Origin of the sequence: Paenibacillus sp. GCM10012306, from assembly GCF_042649265.1 — a bacterium.
Taxonomy (GTDB): Bacteria; Bacillota; Bacilli; order Paenibacillales; family Paenibacillaceae; genus Paenibacillus_AQ.
The window spans coordinates 73,148-90,208 of sequence record NZ_JBHRYW010000014.1; the positions used below are offsets into that span (position 1 = coordinate 73,148).

Annotated in this window: 19 protein-coding genes; 4 read left to right on the plus strand and 15 right to left on the minus strand. The window is 47.7% G+C overall.

Annotated features, from left to right (window positions below):
- Window positions 1-151: 151 nt before the first annotated feature.
- On the plus strand, window positions 152-1,246 hold the full coding sequence (locus ACFORK_RS24715) for an LLM class flavin-dependent oxidoreductase (RefSeq protein ID WP_379204121.1): 1,095 nt from the start codon (window positions 152-154) through the stop codon (window positions 1,244-1,246).
- 155 nt (window positions 1,247-1,401) lie between these two features.
- Complete coding sequence (locus ACFORK_RS24720; RefSeq protein ID WP_379204123.1) at window positions 1,402-2,520, plus strand: N-acetylmuramoyl-L-alanine amidase family protein; 1,119 nt, start codon at window positions 1,402-1,404, stop codon at window positions 2,518-2,520.
- 90 nt (window positions 2,521-2,610) lie between these two features.
- Here the strand turns inward: ACFORK_RS24720 and ACFORK_RS24725 are convergent, their stop codons facing one another.
- The 9 genes from ACFORK_RS24725 to ACFORK_RS24765 form a co-directional block, all read right to left on the minus strand.
- Window positions 2,611-3,903 carry an Nramp family divalent metal transporter gene (locus ACFORK_RS24725; protein WP_379204125.1) on the minus strand — a complete coding sequence of 431 codons (1,293 nt, stop codon included), beginning with the start codon at window positions 3,901-3,903 and terminating at the stop codon, window positions 2,611-2,613.
- Between the two features lie 379 nt (window positions 3,904-4,282).
- Complete coding sequence (locus ACFORK_RS24730) at window positions 4,283-4,960, minus strand: aspartate/glutamate racemase family protein (RefSeq protein WP_379204127.1); 678 nt, start codon at window positions 4,958-4,960, stop codon at window positions 4,283-4,285.
- Window positions 4,961-5,057: 97 nt separating this feature from the next.
- The gene (gene mnmH / locus ACFORK_RS24735) at window positions 5,058-6,095 is read right to left on the minus strand and encodes a tRNA 2-selenouridine(34) synthase MnmH (RefSeq protein WP_379204129.1); all 1,038 of its coding nucleotides are present in this window, start codon (window positions 6,093-6,095) and stop codon (window positions 5,058-5,060) included.
- A gap of 29 nt (window positions 6,096-6,124) precedes the next feature.
- Complete coding sequence (gene selD / locus ACFORK_RS24740; RefSeq protein WP_379204131.1) at window positions 6,125-7,180, minus strand: selenide, water dikinase SelD; 1,056 nt, start codon at window positions 7,178-7,180, stop codon at window positions 6,125-6,127.
- Between the two features lie 198 nt (window positions 7,181-7,378).
- Window positions 7,379-7,813, minus strand: a complete 435-nt coding sequence (locus ACFORK_RS24745) for a protein-tyrosine phosphatase family protein (RefSeq protein ID WP_379204133.1) — start codon at window positions 7,811-7,813, stop codon at window positions 7,379-7,381.
- 2 nt (window positions 7,814-7,815) lie between these two features.
- Window positions 7,816-8,235, minus strand: a complete 420-nt coding sequence (gene arsC / locus ACFORK_RS24750) for an arsenate reductase (thioredoxin) (RefSeq protein ID WP_379204135.1) — start codon at window positions 8,233-8,235, stop codon at window positions 7,816-7,818.
- A gap of 21 nt (window positions 8,236-8,256) precedes the next feature.
- Entirely contained in the window at window positions 8,257-9,591 is a 1,335-nt protein-coding gene (locus tag ACFORK_RS24755; RefSeq protein WP_379204137.1) for an arsenic transporter, read from the minus strand.
- Window positions 9,592-9,640: 49 nt separating this feature from the next.
- Window positions 9,641-9,967 (minus strand): ArsR/SmtB family transcription factor, encoded by a 327-nt coding sequence (locus ACFORK_RS24760; protein ID WP_379204139.1) that lies wholly within the window; start codon window positions 9,965-9,967, stop codon window positions 9,641-9,643.
- 319 nt (window positions 9,968-10,286) lie between these two features.
- Window positions 10,287-11,462, minus strand: coding sequence for a serine hydrolase domain-containing protein (locus ACFORK_RS24765; RefSeq protein ID WP_379204141.1), 1,176 nt, complete (start codon window positions 11,460-11,462; stop codon window positions 10,287-10,289).
- Window positions 11,463-11,633: 171 nt separating this feature from the next.
- On the opposite strand from ACFORK_RS24765, the gene ACFORK_RS24770 reads away from it, so the two are divergent.
- Entirely contained in the window at window positions 11,634-12,095 is a 462-nt protein-coding gene (locus tag ACFORK_RS24770) for an Lrp/AsnC family transcriptional regulator (RefSeq protein WP_379204143.1), read from the plus strand.
- 90 nt (window positions 12,096-12,185) lie between these two features.
- On the opposite strand, the gene ACFORK_RS24775 is transcribed toward ACFORK_RS24770, so the two are convergent.
- The 3 genes from ACFORK_RS24775 to ACFORK_RS24785 all read right to left on the minus strand — a co-directional run bounded on the left by ACFORK_RS24775 (window position 12,186) and on the right by ACFORK_RS24785 (window position 14,287).
- Window positions 12,186-12,470, minus strand: coding sequence for a hypothetical protein (locus tag ACFORK_RS24775; RefSeq protein WP_379204145.1), 285 nt, complete (start codon window positions 12,468-12,470; stop codon window positions 12,186-12,188).
- Between the two features lie 84 nt (window positions 12,471-12,554).
- Window positions 12,555-13,349 carry an SDR family NAD(P)-dependent oxidoreductase gene (locus ACFORK_RS24780; protein ID WP_379204147.1) on the minus strand — a complete coding sequence of 265 codons (795 nt, stop codon included), beginning with the start codon at window positions 13,347-13,349 and terminating at the stop codon, window positions 12,555-12,557.
- Between the two features lie 95 nt (window positions 13,350-13,444).
- Window positions 13,445-14,287, minus strand: coding sequence for an aldo/keto reductase (locus ACFORK_RS24785; protein WP_379204149.1), 843 nt, complete (start codon window positions 14,285-14,287; stop codon window positions 13,445-13,447).
- A gap of 197 nt (window positions 14,288-14,484) precedes the next feature.
- Between ACFORK_RS24785 and ACFORK_RS24790 the strand changes: the two genes are divergently transcribed.
- Window positions 14,485-14,847, plus strand: a complete 363-nt coding sequence (locus ACFORK_RS24790) for a winged helix-turn-helix transcriptional regulator (RefSeq protein WP_379204261.1) — start codon at window positions 14,485-14,487, stop codon at window positions 14,845-14,847.
- A gap of 110 nt (window positions 14,848-14,957) precedes the next feature.
- Here the strand turns inward: ACFORK_RS24790 and ACFORK_RS24795 are convergent, their stop codons facing one another.
- The 3 genes from ACFORK_RS24795 to ACFORK_RS24805 form a co-directional block, all read right to left on the minus strand.
- Complete coding sequence (locus tag ACFORK_RS24795; protein ID WP_379204151.1) at window positions 14,958-15,827, minus strand: GNAT family N-acetyltransferase; 870 nt, start codon at window positions 15,825-15,827, stop codon at window positions 14,958-14,960.
- 129 nt (window positions 15,828-15,956) lie between these two features.
- Window positions 15,957-16,694, minus strand: coding sequence for an MBL fold metallo-hydrolase (locus tag ACFORK_RS24800; protein WP_379204153.1), 738 nt, complete (start codon window positions 16,692-16,694; stop codon window positions 15,957-15,959).
- A 96-nt stretch (window positions 16,695-16,790) separates the two neighbouring features.
- Window positions 16,791-17,054: a CD3324 family protein gene (locus ACFORK_RS24805; RefSeq protein ID WP_379204155.1), complete on the minus strand. Its 264-nt coding sequence runs from the start codon at window positions 17,052-17,054 to the stop codon at window positions 16,791-16,793.
- Window positions 17,055-17,061: the final 7 nt, after the last annotated feature.

Genomic DNA, 17,061 nt, shown 5'->3' on the forward strand with positions numbered 1-17,061 from the left:
ACCCAAATAATTACAGTAATATGTCACACAAACATAAAAACAATAACTCACAAACTTACAATTCGTAAGTGATTATGATATAATGCATGTATTGCATCCATACGGACATGCTTTAACCAATTAATCTATGAATAGCAAGGAGTTCGGAAGAATGAGTAATCCTATACAACAAGAGGCTGTACCTGAATTTGAATTTGGCATTTATACGCTTGGAGATATTGTGACCGACTGTCACACTGGAAAAACGATTTCCCCGCAACAGCGGCTGGATGAGGTGATTGCTGCCGCCAAGCTAGCTGATGAGGCAGGACTTGATATCTTTGGTGTCGGGGAGCATCACCGGCTGGATTTTGTCATCTCCTCGGTGCCTGTCGTCCTGGCGGCTGTGTCCCAGGTCACACGCCGAATCAAGCTGACCAGCGCCACTACCGTGCTTAGTACGATTGATCCCGTCCGGGTCTTCGAGGATTTTGCCACACTTGACCTGCTGTCCAATGGACGGGCCGAGATCATCGCCGGGCGCGGCGCTTTTCTCGAATCTTTTCCTCTGTTCGGTTATGACCTTGAAGACTATCATCGCTTGTTCGCCGAGAACATTCAGCTCCTTCTAGAGCTGAATCAACATGAGATTATCAACTGGGAGGGTTCGTTCCGCTCTTCTCTCAGAAATGCAGAGATTGCGCCTCGTCCTGTACAGCATAAGCTTCCGCTCTGGGTTGGGGTCGGAGGATCACCCGAGAGTGCCGAGAAAGCCGGTGCACTGGGTGCAGGGTTGGCCATTGCGATCCTGAACGGAAATCCAGCACCTTTCAAGGAGCTTGCCGATAGCTATCGCCGTTCCGGTGTGGAGGCCGGCCATTCCCTCGAATCTCTGAAGATTGCTATAACAAGTCATGGCTATATTGCGAATACTACGCAGCAGGCGCTAGATGAATTTTATCCATACTATCACAGCTACCGTAATTCTATCAGCCCGAGCCGAGACCAGCGATATACAGTGTCTCGCAGCGAGTTCGGTCAATACGCCGCCTTCGATAATACCTTGGCTGTGGGCAGTCCTCAGCAAATTATTGAGAAAATCCTCTATCAGCATGAACTGTTCGGACACAACCGCTTCATGACTCAACTGGATATCGGCGGACTTCCTTTCAGCAAGGTGGCATCGGCTATCGAACTGCTGGCCACCGAAGTAGCCCCTGTCGTACGGCGGGAAATTGCCAAAAAGACCTCTCCAGCCTCCCTATAAAAGGGTCTTCTGCCTGATTTTTTTGCAGCGTCTCCATGGTATAATCTATAGCTTCACGGGCTTTATCTAATTCCTTGATTCATGAATTGGGTAAAGAACCCAAGGCTGGTTCTTACCGATTCAGCCCCAGAATATCTCCCGGAAGCGAGGTACCTATGAAGAAACTATTAGGCATTGCTATGTTGGCCTTATGCATATTCAGCATAGGGCTGCAGCCTCCCAAAGCCGCTGCCGCGGTCAGCTATACTGCCAAGGTAAATGCTGATTCTCTGAATGTGCGCAGCGAGCCGGCCAAGAATGCAGTCATCACGGGGACATTGAAGAGCGGTATGGTGGTAAGTGTCACAGACGAACAGCATGGCTGGCTAAAGGTCAAATCCGGTTCAACTTCCGGCTGGGTTGCTGGCTACTACCTTCAGAAGACGAGCGGTACGCCCACTGCCGGAACGAGCACAGCGGTCAAGGCAACACCAACAGTCAAGACTTCCACTGGAAACAGCGTGAGCGCCAAAGCAACGGTTACTGCAAGCTCCCTGCGAATTAGGAGTGGCCCAGGCACCAGCTATAGCGCGCTGGGTTCATTGCAAGCGCAGGATACGGTAACCATCCTGCAACGTCAGAACGGATGGCTCAAAATCCGCACAGCCAGCGGAGATACCGGCTGGGTCGCGGATCAATACATCCGTAGCGGAGCAAACTCCACAAGCAGCGCTCCACCTCCTTCTTCCGGCGGCCTGAAGGGCAAGCTGATCGTGGTCGACCCCGGCCATGGCGGAAGTGACCCTGGCATGCTGGGCACTACCTACGGGACCTTGGAAAAGGACCTGAACCTGCAGACGGCCTTCTATGTCCGTGACTACCTGCGGGCGGCAGGCGCCCGGGTCGAGATGACCCGTACGAAAGACGTGAAGCCTTCACTGGCTCAGCGTGCTGCGCTCGGCAAGACGCTTGGGGCGGATGCATTTGTGAGCATCCATTATAATTCTTCACCGAAGAAAATTTCCGGAACATTGACCTTCTACTATTCCGAAGGCACTGACCTCAGGCTGGCTCGGGCGATTGAAGCCCGGTTGGGACAAGGCATCGGCCTGAAGAGCAACGGCGTGTCCTTCGGTGATTATCACATCCTTAGAGAGAATCCGATTCCTTCAGCTCTGATGGAGTTGGGCTTTCTCACTAACCCCTCTGATGAGGCGATGGCCCGCACAGCCTCCTATCAGAAAAAAGCCGCCCAGGCTATCGCCAACGGGCTGGCCGATTACTTCAGACGCTAAATTATTCGCATACTGCATATCAAAAGCCCAGGCCACTTATCCGTTCTACAAGGATAAGTGGCCTGGGCTTATTTATGGAGCTTTATTTTTTTAATACAGCATCTCAATGACCAAGAATAAGTTCAGGAGAACCACCAGCGCGGAGATAATCCAGCCTGTGATGGAGGTAATCCGCAGATTGACCAGTCCACCCATAATTTCACGGTTGCTTGTGAAGATAATCAAAGGAATGAGTGCAAAAGCAATCCCGAACGACAGCACCACCTGACTCATAATCAGCGCGTCTGTTGCGTTCACACCGGCAATAATAATGGCGAGTGGTGGAATCGTGGAAATCGCCCGGCGCAGGTACAAATTGATTCTTTTATTGATGAAGCCCTGCATAACAACATCTCCGGCCATGGTGCCCACTGAAGAGCTGGACAATCCGGCAATGAGTAGCCCAAGTCCAAAGGAAACGGCGGTAACAGGTCCGGCTAGCTCACGGAATTGATGAAAAGCAACATCAAGGTCTTCAACCACCATCCCGTTCTTGAAGAACAATGCCGCGGAGACTACAATCATCGCCATGTTGACCGCACCCGCAATGATCATAGCGATGATAATATCCGCCAGTTCCAGCTTGAAGATCTTCTTCTTCTCCGCTTCATCCCGGCCGACCACACGATCTTGCGTCAGCGAGGAATGTAGGTAGATGGCATGTGGCATTACCGTTGCGCCCAGAATACCTGCGGCCAATAGAATACTGTCTACACCATCGAATCTGGGGGTAAACATGCCTACGGCTACTGCGCCCATATCCGGTTTGGATACAATCACTTGGAAAGTAAACGCCAGCACGACGATTAATACCATGGCCCCTATTCCCGCTTCTAATGAACGATACCCGCGCCGCTGCAGCTCTAGTATAGCAAACGACCCAACTGCGGTAATCAAAGCGGCCGGTAACATCGGGATGCCGAATAATAAATACAACCCTAAGGCTGCCCCTATAAACTCAGCCAAATCTGTAGCGATAATTACAAGTTCACTTTGAATCCAGAGGAAAATCGATACGCCCTTCGGAAAACGGTCATGCGCAATCTCTGGCAAGTTCTTGCCGGTAGCGATGCCCAGTTTGGCTGACAGTGATTGGATCAATACCGCCATCAGATTCGATGCGACAATCACCCATAATAGCAGATATCCATATTTGGACCCCGCAGTAATATTGGTGGCAAAATTACCGGGATCGAGATAGGCAACCGCTGCTATAAAGGCAGGTCCGAGAAAAGGTAGTAGCCGTTTCAGGCCTTTGACTTCTCCGTCCAATACAGCTTGTGCAGATATTTTAACTTTCTTTTCTTTTATCAACTTTTGTTCCACAACTTGTTGCTCCAACATATCTATCCCTCCTCTTGCCCGGGAAAGTTGTCTATATACACGAAAGTTTCCTCGATGCAACTTTATAGTTGAATTATAGTCCCTTCCATGTAAAATGTAAATAGATTTTCATTTCAAATATTTTCATTTTAAATTCATTTATATAAGATGAACTTAAGATCCTAACGTAAGGCTCCGTCGTCGCTGCGGTGGAATGTTTGGACTTCCGGTCGCTGTTGTCCCCAGATTTCCTTTATTAACCTCTTCTTGCGGTTGAAATCTGGAGAGCTTATGCTTCCGATGCGAGCTTTCCTGCGGAAAGCTTTCAGGCGAACGCTGCGCTCCTACAGTTCCAAACTTCCCCCTTCGCTCCTCCTCGCTTTTCGTTTCTTTCTTTTGTTCATCTTATATATTTCTTCTTCCCTAAGGAGAGCTTATCAATCATATAACCGGTCAAGGCATTCAGATGGTTACCGATAGGTATGCCTGTTTCCTGTTCCACCTTCCGAGCCGCAGGAGCCATGGAGAGCTGGGCAGCAACGATGCGAACACCTGGGTTCTCCTGCGCCGCTTGCTTTAAGCCAGACGACACTAGTGCGGTGTACTCATCCTTTTTCCCCTGCATGATCAGACTGAACGTATGCTCCAGCATGCGGGCTTCTGCAAGCACCGTATGACGCGCCGCCTGGCAATAATGTTGGAACTGTTCCATCGTCCCTTTAACCGTATTGGGATTGGTGAAAATGAACAGGACAGGTTCAGCAGAGCGACAGATATCCTGAAATAACGGGTCATCTATCTTTATGACGGGAATGGGCAATGGGTGAAGATTTTCCCGATATACTGCGGTAAAAAAAGTGCAGGTAATCAGAATGGCATCCACATGACAACCCGAAATCCAATGTAGGGTCTCTCTCACCTTGGTTTCCACAGTTTCATTATTAAAATCAGCGTCCATTTTTATGCGATCAAGGCCTGGATCTACAAAATGTACCAGCTCCACCTCATAGCCGGACAAAGCATTCTCGATGTGCTCAATATTGGAATAATGCGCGTGATAACAGCCTATTCTTGCCATAAGGATTTTGCCCCCCTCTAAAATACATAAATCGTAAAACAAAAGGTCCCCTTCACACAAGTGAAAGGAACCTTTTAGACAACATCTATAGATTAACTCAATGCTTTTGACTTGATAAAAAAGAAAGTACCGCCGCTTCTGCTTCGTCCAAGTTATTGACCGATAGCGTAATACGCTCGACATTCTCATACTGATTGGAGGAATGGTCATACTTGGGATCATAGTAATGTTCCAGCAGCAGTGCAACTGCCTCTCCGAACCTATCACTTTGCAAATTCCGTTCAATCTCTGCCGCAATCGGAATATGGATCCGGGATTTAATGCTCCGAAAAGCTGAAATACACTGGTCCTTAAAAAGCTCCGGCTGGTAATCCTCCAGAATCTGTTGCACTCTGGCCTCCATCGGCAGCTCTATCCAGATCTGGGTCCCGGTTTCTTTCTGCTGGGCCATGAACTGCGGCATGACCACCTTGCCGATCTTCTTGCTCTCCGCTTCAAACAGAACATAAGGGGAATGCTCCAGAGCAATTAACTCCTCCATTAGCAGACTGTCAAAGGTCTTCTGATTGTGCGGATGCAGTCCAATCTGCCCGAAGATGGAGCCTCTATGCCCAGCCATGCCTTCCAAGTCCAGAACGGGATGACCGGATGCTTTTAAGCGATGCAAAAGATTTGTTTTCCCTGTACCGGTATTGCCATGAATCACATAAGACTTTGGCTTGAAGTCATAATTCTCCAGCTCATCCAGCACCCACTTACGATAGGCCTTATAGCCGCCAGTCAGCCGGTAAGCATGAATATCCATCAGAGAAAGCACAGTGGCCGTTGTACGGCTTCTCATGCCGCCCCTCCAGCAGAACACAGCCTTGTCCCCCTGGATGGCAGCGAACTCTTTGATGAAGGTCGGCAACTTTGCCGAGACAATCTCCAGCCCCCGTTCTTTAGCGGCCTGCACACTGGTCTGCTTATAAAGCGTCCCTACTTCTGCCCGTTCCTGATCATCAAACAAAGGGATATTCAGGCTGCCCGGAAGCGTGGCATCCTTGTATTCGGAAGGAGACCGGACATCGATCACCGTAAATTGCTTTCTGTTCTTCAGTCTTCTCAAGTCTTCCAGCGAAATATCCTCAAACAATAGTCTCTCTCCTCTGACGTAAGGCTATGCTATATCACCGAGATCTGCCCAGGGTGATCCTCCGTTACCTCTCCGATCAATGCCGCTTCTACGCCGGCACCCTTAAGCTCATTAAGCAATTCTTCGCTTTGTTCTGGAGCTACAGCGATCAACAGACCGCCCGAGGTCACTGCATCACAGAGAATGTAGCGGCTCAGCTGATCCATCTCCTCCGGATACAAAATGCTGCCTTGTCCTTCCAGATGGGCATAATTGTTCTTGGTTCCTCCAGGAACAAATCCCTTCTCAGCCAGTTCCCTAACTCGCGGAAGCACAGGAACATCAGCTTGGCGAATGATCAGCCCGAGCCCGCTGCCTTTGGCCATTTCCGAGCCATGCCCCAATAATCCGAAGCCGGTAACGTCCGTGCAGGCATGGACATCATAAGGCGCCATGATTTCGGCGGCTGTTTTGTTCAGTGTAGACATTACAGTAGTCAACCGCTCTGTTTCTTCCGGCGATAACTGGTCTTTCTTGATAGAAGTGGTTAGGATGCCAACACCAATAGGTTTGGTCAAGATCAGCTTGTCGCCCGAGCGTGCTGCGGCATTCGTTCTTACCTTATCAGGATGCACAAGACCTGTAACAGCCAGTCCGAATTTAGGCTCTTTATCATCAATGGAGTGACCGCCTACTAGCGTTGCTCCAGCTTCCTTCACTTTGTCGCCCGCACCGCGCAAAATATCGGCAAGAATGCTTTTGTCCAGAACCGAAATAGGAAAAGCTACAATATTCAGTACCGTCAGCGGCTTTCCGCCCATGGCGTAAATATCACTAAGTGCGTTGGCTGCGGCAATTTGACCAAAAGAATACGGATCGTCCACAATCGGGGTAAAGAAATCGACGGTTTGCACCAAAGCCAACTCATCGCTTAAACGGTATACCCCTGCGTCATCACTGGTATCCAATCCAACCAGCAGATCCGGGTTAGGTACAGTCGGAGGAAGACTACGCAGAACTTGCATCAGATCGGCAGGACCAATTTTACAACCGCAGCCCCCTTTAGTTGATAGAGAAGTTAGCTTTATAGTTTCAGCTTGTGACATCGTGACACAGCTCCTTCGGTACGAAATGAACATCTGAATTCATCTTACACGATGTGCTATAAATGTACAAAAGCATAGATTGTGCTTGACCATAAGCTGGCTTCAAATTTCACTCATCGCTAAAAGGCTCCCTTCACAAAGTAGCGGAGGAAGCCTTAAATTTCATTACTAGTTCATTCTTAGGTTTTCTTAAAATGACTAAACTCCAGTCGGGTACAATCGGTTCAATACTTCACGCATTGCACCTTTAATATGAATATCCGGACGTTTTTCTCTGGCTAAGTTTTCAGCTTCTTCTACCGTAGAAACTACCCCAAGTTCCATCAGTAGTCCCGTGGCAACCGTTCCTGTGCGGTTACGTCCACCTGCGCAGTGAAAATAGACCGTCTTCCCACTGCTTACAGCTTCGCTGATGGCCAGGATTGCTCGTTGTACAGAGGCCTCCTGCCCGTTCTCATGCTCCACTATCGGATGATGATGTCGGTTAACATGGTCTGGAAAACCCTCTGCCTTGGTGCCGTTGTCTCTCAGATCAAACACATCCGAAATTTCCTGCTCCTGAAGCGCCTCCAGCAAACCGTTCTCCCCGCCGATATACACTTTACCTTCAATAAGTTCGTGATAGCCCGCCATCCTTATTCTCCTGTCTCCGCAAATTGCTTAATACGTGCACGGATCTGGTCACGGACTCTTTGAAATACTGCCCATTTCTCCTCATCTGGTCCCTGAGCCTTGGCTGGATCATCGAACCCCCAGTGCTCGCGCTTCACCTTCGGCGGGGTAATCGGACATTTATCTGCGGCATCGCCACACAAGGTTACCACCAGATCTGCGTTATTCAAAAGGTTGGAGTCAATAATATCAGACGTTTGGCCAGAGATATCAATACCGACTTCGCTCATGGCTTGTACCGCTTTGGGGTTCAGTCCATGGGCTTCAATCCCGGCGCTGTAGACATTCCAGTCCTTGCTCAAATATTGCTTCGCCCAGCCTTCGGCCATCTGGCTCCGGCAAGAGTTGCCTGTACATAGAAAATATAGAGTCTTCTTCTCCATTTTCACTAATCTCCTTTTATATTAAAGAATAATTAACCATATATAGAGTCCCAACAGGGTAATAAACAGTGTCGGAACCGTCAGGATAATTCCTGTCTTAAAGTACGTCCCCCAGGATATCTTCACGCCTTTAGTAGAAAGTACATGTAGCCAGAGCAACGTAGCCAGCGAACCGATCGGGGTAATCTTGGGCCCCAAATCCGACCCAATAACGTTCGCATATATCAAGGCTTCCTTCATGATTCCTGTCGCGTGTGTAGCATCAATGGCGAGCGCATCAATTAGTACCGTAGGCATATTGTTCATCACTGAGGAGAGGATCGCTGCCATAAAGCCCATACTCATCGTTGCAACGAATAACCCCTGATCTGTCGCCGCCCGCAGCACCTCTGCCAGTAAATCTGTAAGACCAGCATTCCGCAGCCCATACACCACGACATACATCCCAATGGAGAAAAACACGATCGCCCAAGGCGCTCCCTTTATCACTTCCTTCGTGTTGACGGACGGACTATTCCTTGCCATCAGCAGGAAGAAAATCGCAATCACCCCCGCTACCGCCGACACGGGGATGTTCAGGAATTCGCTGACGAAATAGCCGATAAGCAGAATCACGAGCACGACCCAGGACAGCTTGAACATCTGATTGTCTTTGATCGCTTCTACAGGATTCTTTAGCTGAGCGCTGTCGAACTTCCTCGGGATGACTTTGCGGAAAAAGAGAAACAACACCAGAATGCTAGCCACCAGTGAAAATAAGGTTGGGATGATCATCCGGCCCGCATATTCCATGAAGGTGATGCCGAAGAAATCGGCGGACACGATGTTAACCAGATTGCTGACGACAAGCGGCAATGAGGTCGTATCGGCGATAAACCCACTAGCGAGGATGAACGGGAACACTTTTTTCTCATCAAAATTCAAGGCACGCACCATAGCAAGCACAATCGGGGTCAGGATCAGCGCCGCACCATCATTGGCAAAAAGCGCCGCCACCACAGCTCCCAGAATAGTCACATAGACGAACAGCCGAAGGCCATTCCCATGGGCAGCGCGTGCCATATGTAAGGCAGCCCACTGGAAAAATCCGATATGGTCTAGAATCAATGAGATCAGGATAATGGCAATGAAGGCTAACGTCGCATTCCACACAATCCCGGTGACATCAAGCACATCGTTAAAACTTACTACCCCTGCAAGTAACGCCAGGAGCGCCCCGACACAGGCAGACCAGCCAATGGACAGGTTCTTAGGTTGCCAAATTACAAATACTAGTGTGGCTAAAAATATAATAATTGCCCAAGCGGCCACTGCTACAACCTCCAGTTGTTTCTGATCAAAAACAAATATAATCATATAATGATATACTTATATTAAAACAGAGTTTTGTTACTTCAAGCGCATATCACTCACAAGAAGCAACAATTTCTTTTTTATTCAAAAGGGCTAGGATCGTCTTGGAATCCGGCATCTGACCCAGAACAGCCTGGATATGCGGCTTATCTTCGACGTTCAGGGAATAGTGTACCCATTGTCCGCGTTTGCTCTCCTTAACGATGCCCTGAGTTTTTAGCTTTCTTAAATGCTGGCTGACCGCTGGCTGTGAAATATCAAAGATGTCCACAAATTCGCACACGCACCACTCCCGCTCCTTCAACAGTGAAAGCATCGCCAGACGCGTCTTATCTCCCAACAACTTCATATCATCTGCAATATCGGCCAGTGGCTCCATATCTAGTTCCTCCTTCCATACTTATATAAGCCAATGCTTATATTCTAATCCCCTGTCTGAAAATTGACAAGAACCAAATAATCCATAGAGGAGGATACGCGCCGGGATGTTGAGAATGATGACGAGCACTAAAAAACCAGCTCAAACACGTAATTAACGTGATGAACTGGTAACTAGATTTATTATTAACCTACATATTTAGTTGATACGGGGCACCTTTTCAGCAGTGATCCATAACTGAACTACGATTAAACCACCGGTATGAGCAGCACCCCACAGCACAATAATAACAAGGAGAAAAGGGGATTAATTGTTCTTATCATTGCTTGATCCCGGCATAAACGGCCTCGGTAAGATCTGTAGTGAACTTGCCTGACATGCCTTCCAGTGCAGTATTCGTGAACGCTACTACGCTGAGTTGCTGCGAAGGGTCTACAAACCAAGAATGACCATAGGTGCCTCCCATACGCCAAGTCCCCGGTGATTCAGGAGTAGCTGCGGCAGCCGGATCTTTGAGCAGAATAAAGCCTAAACCAAACCCTCTGCCTGGCCAAAAAGCCATTGGAAGATCACCGATCTGGTTGGTAGTCATCTCTCGAACCACTGCCTCCTTCATCAAGGGTTCTCCCCCCTTACGCAAGGCTTCCAGCAGCTTCAAAAAGTCGCCCGCACTGCCGACCATACCCGCTCCACCTGAAGGGTAAGCTGTCGCATCTGTTGCCCGGACAGGAGCAAGCCGGAAACCTGCCGTCCCCTCTACAAATGGTACGGTATCAAAATCCAGTAAGCGACGTGGCTCAGCAGGATCATCAGCATAAGCAACAGCCAGCCGCTCCGGATCGACTGCAGTAAACCCGGTATCACTCATGCCCAGAGGGCCTGTCACCAGCGAACGCACAGCGTCCCCAAGCGGTGCATCTGCTACCTTTTCAATTACTGCGCCCAGCACATCTGTAGCAATAGAATATTTCCACTGCGTCCCTGGTTCATACAAAAGCGGCACAGAAGCAAGTCGGCGCAGGTTCTCTTCGAATGTGATATCCGCCAGATCCATCCCATCAGATACACCCGCAAGCTCATAGGAACCCTTCTCTTCTTGAAAAAAGCGGTACGTCAGTCCGGCGGTATGTGTTAACAGGTGACGAATACTCAATGTCGCAACTTCACCATTCTGCAACCGTGGACGGAACTCTGGCAGCCAGCGGTCTACACGGTCATCCAAGTGCAGTCGGCCTTGTGATACCAATACCAAAGCAGCTGTAGAAACAATAGGCTTAGATACAGAGGCCAGCCGAAACAACGCATCCTCATGCATGGGGCAATTGTTCTCCCGATCAGCAAAACCGGCAGCACGGTTATACACCAAGTCCCCACCAATTGATACTTTAACAACGGCACCTGCTAACCTTTTATCGGCGAGCGTATGATCGATGACCTCATCTATACGTGCTTGCAAATTCACTTGTTTCTCTTTGTTCCAATATAATTTATTCAATGACACTCATCCTCTCTGAACAATATCATGTTGCTTACTTTTCCGGGGTGAGTTTATTATATAAATCAAGTCCCTTTGATTACATAAGACAAACCAGTTAGTTGCTTCATTTTACAAAGGAAAATGAGGTAGTTTGAGAGGAATTATTCAGAATTAAAGGAGAGCGTTCTCATGGACCATATAGATAAGCAGATTCTGTTTCATTTGCAAAATCAGGCGAGAATTTCAATGACCGAGTTAGGGAAAGCTGTCAGCCTATCGCAACCAGCCGTTACTGAGCGAGTACGCCGTCTGGAAGAGAATGGGGTCATTGAGGCGTATCGCACAGTGATCTCCCCTGAGAAAATCGGCAAAGGTGCTGCGGCCTATGTACTGTTTAGGACAAAGGAATGTTATCCCTTCCTGGATTTTTGCCGTTCTGCACCTGAGGTTGTTGAATGCTATCGCATTAGTGGAGAACACAACTACCTGCTGAAAGTAATGACCGACTCTACCAAATCACTTGAAGAATTCGGCAAGCAGTGCGATCCCTATGGAACCTACACTGTTCTCATCGTAATGTCATCCCCTATTGATCCTAAATTCCTCATCCCCTCGCTTGAACAAGCAAATCTGCTTGCCGATCCAGAATAGATCGCTGGCGGTGTATAAACAAAAAGGAATCCGGCAAAGAGCCGGATCCCTGGGAGATTAATTGGGAAACGAGGAAAACACGAAGAACCATTAATATGTCCACCAGTTGCCTGACATCACAAGCAACGAGAACAATTTGATACTATCTTCGTAGTAGCCTTCGGCAGAACTACTCGCCGTATGGTTCCACACTGAGTTCAACCAGCTTTGGTAGCTTGAAGAGGTCATTGCACTAACCCCAAACGGTGCATAGAAGGCACCGCTGTTGTAGCTGCCGAACACAGTTCCATTCAGCTTGTAGCCATCCTTGATGCTGCCAGGTGCGCCCCCTACCTTAGTCTGAATCCAACTGTTCATCTGATTAAGCTGCGACAAGGCACGGTTATCGCCAGTAATCAGGTAGTCCGTAGCAATACGCCAAGGAGTACGACAAGAGTTATAGTTGTAATTTCTATAGCTTTAGAATACGCTGCGAACCAAGCCGCCGTCCACTCGCATAGCTGAGCCATTAATTGCCGAAGCCAGCGGACTGCTGAGAAAGACGACAACATCCGCAATCTCTTCCTGCCGGATCAGCCTTTGAATAATGGAGGTTAGACGATTCTCCTTCATGAACTTGGTCTCCGCTTCCTCAATCGTCAGCTTATCCTCCGGATACAGGGTGCCCAGCATAGTTTCTACGCCTTCTGTTAATGTAGAGCCCGGCATGACTGTATTCACCGTCACCTTTGTCCCTTTCGTCAGCTCAGCCAAGCTGCGGGAAAGCGATAGCTGCATCGTTTTGGTTGCACTGTAATGAGGCATTTCCTGAGAAGGCATCACTGCAGCCTCACTGGCGATGAAGATAATTCTGCCCTCATTGCTCTCTAGCATCTGCTTCAAATAATGACGGCTGAGCCGAACTCCGCTCATGATGTTAACCTCAAAGAATTTGAACCATTCTTCATCCGGAATATCAAAATACTCAGCAGGCTCGAAAATCCCCAGATTGTTGATAAGAATATCGACTTTCGGGAATTCCTTCAAAAGCTTCTGACAGCCCGGCTCTGTTCCCAGATCCGCCACCGCTGGATATAGCTCAGCTTCCGGGTGCTCCTGCTTAATTTCTCGGATCGTATGATTCACCTTATCCTCATGCCGTCCATTGATCAGAACAGTTGCACCCTCCTGCACCAGCGATTTGGCAATCGCTTTGCCAATTCCTGATGTTGATCCAGTCACCAGTGCGGTTTTGCCTTCTACATGTAGCTTCATATCCATACCTCCTTTGTATTCACATACCCTGATATAAGATAGATCACTCCACCCATTCCATTTAGAACGAGGGAGTGACTTAGGCTCATGCACTATTAAAAATCGAAGTTGTCCGGGTCTGGGCCGACACGCAGGTGTTGATCCAATCCGTCAATTCGTTTCATATCTTCTGCGGACAGCTCGAAATCAAAGACCGAAGCGTTCTCGACAATACGGTGTTCTTTGGTGGATTTCGGAATGGTAACAACACCGTTTTGAAGATCCCAACGCAAGATGATTTGTGCAATAGATTTGCCGTATTTAGCAGCAATTTCTTGCAGCTCAGGGTTGTCTAGCAATTGGCCCTGCATTAGTGGAGACCAGGCTTCGTATTGAATGCCTTGTGCTTTGCAGAAGGCTTGTAGATCTTTTTGCGTCAGGCGCGGGTGATATTCCATCTGGTTGACCATGGGCTTAATTTCAGCATCTTCGAGCAGGTCTTTTAACTGGTGCTCAAGGAAGTTACTGACTCCAATCGTTTTGACACGCCCTTCTTTATAAAGGGTCTCAAGCGCTCTCCAGGCTTCTTTATACTTGCCTTTTACAGGCCAATGGATCAGATACAAATCGAGGTATTCTAACCCAAGCTTCTTCAAGCTCAGTTCATATGCAGCAATGGTGGACTCATAACCGAGATCCGCATTCCACACTTTGGAAGTCACGAACAGTTCTTCTCTGGAAATGCCGGCAGCTTCAAGTCCTTGGCGAATTCCGTTGCCTACCCCTTCTTCATTGCCATAGATCGCAGCGGTATCCACACTACGGTAACCGTGGACAATGGCTGTTTTCACCGCATTCTCCAGTTCAGCACCCTCCTCTACTTGAAAGACTCCAAGACCAAGCCACGGCATTTTCACCCCATTGGACAAGGTTGTTGTATCTTGCAGATTGTTAGCCATTCTATATCTTCCTCCATCTATGATTAATTGCTGAGCTTATAATATGCCACTCGGCCAAGCCCTAGTCATCAATACTTGCAAGTGCTATGATAGTTTAAAACATTCAAAACGAATAGTACGCACTTCAAAGTACCATAGTAACTAAAAAGTACCTATGAGGATATTTAGCTCTAACAAATGGAGGGATAACCATGACATTGGTTAAGAAAAAATATAATATTTCGGTGGAGGCTACCCTGGAGGTCATCGGCGGGAAGTGGAAATGCGTAATCCTCTGTCATCTAACCCATGGCAAGAAGCGCACTAGTGAGCTCAAGCAATTGATGCCAGCCATTACACAAAAGATGCTGACCCAGCAGTTGCGAGAGCTGGAAAGTGACGGTATCATTAACCGGATTAGTTATAACCAGGTTCCGCCAAAGGTGGAGTACGAGCTGAGTGAATATGGGGAAAGTCTGAAGTATATCCTTGATTCGTTGTGCAATTGGGGCGAGCAGCATATTATCAAGCAGTATGGGGACAAATATGAAGTGCTTGAGGACAATATCCTTAATAAGTAGAAGTGAAGCACCCTTGGAGGTCAAGGAACTAAAGCTGCTGCTATGTTCCGCTGGATGGCAGCAGCTATTTGATGAAGGTAAAGCGAGAGGATTGGATCAATTAACAAAGCCTATTGTCTGCTCATATTTGCAAATTGGGGTCCCGGATAAAAGCCAACTTTTCGATAAAGATGCTCTGCCTCATTACCAACAGTCACACAAAGCTTAACTACCTGTGAATGCGCATAAGCGGTTGACCTCACATTGTTGAGCATAGCTTCGGCGAGCCGATTGTTCCTATACTTAGGAAGAACGCATAAATCCCCTACTTCCGCAAAACCGAGGGGCATTTTTTCATAGATACCAGCTATACAAAGCCCGGCAATTCCTTGCTCTTGCTCATCAAAAACATAAACCGAAAGATTGCGGTGCTCATAGACCTTCATCAGGTGCTGAACATCTGCTATGGCCTTAGCTTCATCAGGAGCGCCATAAGTTTCATAGTCAATTCCCCCTGCATATCCTTCCATAAGGATCTTCGCTATCGTGGCAATATCTGTTGACTCATCTAGCGAACGAACAGAAAATCCATCAGGTAGCACCGCTGTTATGCTATCATCAGCCGGGCAGCACATGACTTGCCGAACCGCTCCCAGCTTATATCCGAATGTAAGCAAAATACTGACATCTTGTTGTAAGAGTCCATTAATGTGCTTAATATCATCACTGCAACTAAATAGTGCTCTCCAAAAGACCGTTCGGTCAGCAAAAGGTGGTATTAAAAAGGGGTACATTACCGTCCCATCATTGATTATTGCACCGCCGATTCTCACATCGTCACGCAGAACCCAATAACATTGATCACTAAATTGAGTATCTTGAAGACGTGTATTCCAGTCATACCACATCTCAATATCTGTATCGGCATAGATCACCTGGTAGACGGCAAACTTTTCTTTGTCTGCTAGCTCCAGCCTATATTTTGGCATAGTAATCCCCACTTAGATCGCCCCCTTCTGCCTATCGACTTGATCATACAACTTGCTTCCGCAATAAAGTAGCTATAGTTCTGCTATATTTAAAATTTCCCGCCAACCGTTACATGCTGTACCAATACATTGGATGCTTTGCTATGATTGATATATATCTACGAGTTTTCGTAAGGCTTGCTTCACATCGCCGTGAAAAAGCCCCCCATGATAGCAAACGATCTGCTCAATGTCATATTCAAGCAATTGCTGAACTGAATGCACGGCCTTCGGCAAATCCAATGTATATTGTGGATTGGCGATTTCAAGTCCACCTTGCTCAATGACGACCGCATCTCCGGCAATTAAAGTTCTGCTCGCAGGAAGATACAGTGATATATGACCAGGCGTATGCCCTGGCGTATGAATGATTTCTATCCCTCCGCACCAGGGCAACAATTCCCCACCAGATACCGTCTGATCAACGGCTGCCGGCTCAATGGACTGCAAGAATTGGATAAATTGCTCCGCTTGCGGCTTGGCTTCCTCTAGCAAAGCGTCAAATGTCGATTCCGCTTGCTCCAACCGCTTTGATTTTGTTTTACCCTCAATAGATGGTGTTTCGATCTCATGGGCGATAATACTGATGCTCGGATATGCTCGTTTCAGTGCGGCAAGTGATCCGACATGATCCATGTCGTGATGCGTGATGATCAGCTTGGTGAGAGAACGTAGTGTAATCTCATGTTTGTTCACTGCTGCTTCAAGGAGAGGTTCAAAGTCTGGATAGCCGCAATCTACAAGGATCGTATCGCGTTCATCTTGAAGCAAAACCGGGGTAATGATCTGTTTTTGACTACTATATTCAAATTCAATGTCGAGCAGTTGATAATGGTTCATCCGTACCTCCTGAATTCATGTCCTTTAAGAATAAGTGTAGAACATGAAACGAGCGTTACAAAGGACATAGATGATACAGAATCAAAGGTGTCCACCTTATTGACCGCGAATAATTCGTCTAATGCTGCGTTCACTCAAATAGTAATTGTGTGCAAGCTCCTTGACGGTTAGACCTGAACGGAAATTACGCATGATCTCTTCATTACGGTCTTGCAGCATTTGCTTATACCCGGAACATTCGCCCCATTGTTTTTTCTTCCCTTGCCGGGCTGGGATATACAGATATCCTGCTTGTACATATTCTTGAATGCTATGCAGTAATTCTGCCGGTAGCATCTGTTGTGCATTTTGATATTTCATTATTTTG

Excerpts from the sequence above, each read along its gene's own strand:
- ACFORK_RS24770 (WP_379204143.1), top strand. The coding sequence starts at position 11,634 with ATGGACCATATAGATAAGCAGATTCTGTTTCATTTGCAAAATCAGGCG.
- selD (WP_379204131.1), bottom strand. The coding sequence starts at position 7,180 with ATGTCACAAGCTGAAACTATAAAGCTAACTTCTCTATCAACTAAAGGG.
- ACFORK_RS24730 (WP_379204127.1), bottom strand. The coding sequence starts at position 4,960 with ATGGCAAGAATAGGCTGTTATCACGCGCATTATTCCAATATTGAGCAC.
- arsC (WP_379204135.1), bottom strand. The coding sequence starts at position 8,235 with ATGGAGAAGAAGACTCTATATTTTCTATGTACAGGCAACTCTTGCCGG.
- ACFORK_RS24725 (WP_379204125.1), bottom strand. The coding sequence starts at position 3,903 with ATGTTGGAGCAACAAGTTGTGGAACAAAAGTTGATAAAAGAAAAGAAA.
- ACFORK_RS24800 (WP_379204153.1), bottom strand. The coding sequence starts at position 16,694 with ATGAACCATTATCAACTGCTCGACATTGAATTTGAATATAGTAGTCAA.
- ACFORK_RS24760 (WP_379204139.1), bottom strand. The coding sequence starts at position 9,967 with ATGGAGCCACTGGCCGATATTGCAGATGATATGAAGTTGTTGGGAGAT.
- ACFORK_RS24715 (WP_379204121.1), top strand. The coding sequence starts at position 152 with ATGAGTAATCCTATACAACAAGAGGCTGTACCTGAATTTGAATTTGGC.
- ACFORK_RS24785 (WP_379204149.1), bottom strand. The coding sequence starts at position 14,287 with ATGGCTAACAATCTGCAAGATACAACAACCTTGTCCAATGGGGTGAAA.
- ACFORK_RS24755 (WP_379204137.1), bottom strand. The coding sequence starts at position 9,591 with ATGATTATATTTGTTTTTGATCAGAAACAACTGGAGGTTGTAGCAGTG.
- ACFORK_RS24745 (WP_379204133.1), bottom strand. The coding sequence starts at position 7,813 with ATGGCGGGCTATCACGAACTTATTGAAGGTAAAGTGTATATCGGCGGG.
- ACFORK_RS24780 (WP_379204147.1), bottom strand. The coding sequence starts at position 13,349 with ATGAAGCTACATGTAGAAGGCAAAACCGCACTGGTGACTGGATCAACA.
- ACFORK_RS24805 (WP_379204155.1), bottom strand. The coding sequence starts at position 17,054 with ATGAAATATCAAAATGCACAACAGATGCTACCGGCAGAATTACTGCAT.
- ACFORK_RS24720 (WP_379204123.1), top strand. The coding sequence starts at position 1,402 with ATGAAGAAACTATTAGGCATTGCTATGTTGGCCTTATGCATATTCAGC.